Genomic DNA, 961 nt, shown 5'->3' with positions numbered 1-961 from the left:
CTCCTGGCATAACCATTTCCATTCCATCTGGTAACTTGATTGATCCTGTTACGTCAGTTGTTCTGAAATAGAATTGTGGTCTGTATCCATCGAAGAATGGTGTATGTCTTCCGCCTTCTTCTTTCTTAAGTACGTATACTTGACCTACGAACTTGTTGTGTGGGTTTACTGATCCAGTTTTTGCTAATACTTGACCTCTTTCGATATCTGTTCTTTGAACACCTCTTAAAAGAGCTCCTATATTATCTCCTGCTTGTGCTTCATCTAGTAACTTTCTGAACATTTCTATTCCTGTTACTACTGTCTTTCTTCTTTCTTCTGATAAACCGATTATTTCTACTTCTTCACCTACATGTAGTATTCCCTTTTCAACTCTTCCTGTTGCAACTGTTCCTCTACCTGTGATTGTGAATACATCTTCTATTGGCATTAAGAATGGCTTATCTGTTGCTCTTTCTGGTGTTGGGATATAGCTATCTACTGCATCCATTAACTCAGCGATACAAGCTGTTGCAGCTTCATCTGTTGGGTTTTCTAATGCTTTTAATGCTGATCCCTTTATTACTGGAATGTCATCTCCTGGGAAGCTGTATTCGCTTAATAATTCTCTAACTTCCATTTCAACTAATTCTAATAATTCTTCGTCATCTACCATATCTGCTTTATTTAAGAATACTACTATATAGTCAACACCAACTCTTGATGCTAGTAGTATATGTTCTCTTGTTTGTGGCATTGGGCCATCTGCTGCTGATACAACTAGTATAGCTCCATCCATTTGTGCTGCTCCTGTTATCATGTTCTTAACATAGTCAGCATGTCCTGGACAGTCTACGTGAGCGTAATGTCTGTTTTCTGTTTGATACTCAACGTGTGCTGTATTAATTGTGATTCCTCTTTCTTTTTCTTCTGGTGCCTTATCTATTTCGTCATACTTAAATGCTTCTGCAAATCCCTTGTT

The 961-nt window shown here is 37.9% G+C and carries 1 protein-coding gene; it reads right to left on the bottom strand.

Translation table 11 applies throughout. The features are described from left to right. A partial coding sequence (tuf, locus tag OCU55_RS23695; RefSeq protein ID WP_261854717.1) for an elongation factor Tu occupies positions 1–961 on the bottom strand: 961 nt, incomplete at both ends.

This window comes from Clostridium folliculivorans (assembly GCF_024341905.1).
Lineage (GTDB): Bacteria > Bacillota > Clostridia > Clostridiales > Clostridiaceae > Clostridium_AR > Clostridium_AR folliculivorans.
Note: the sequence above shows the minus strand (reverse complement) of the source record. Positions and strands in the feature narration are given on the sequence as shown.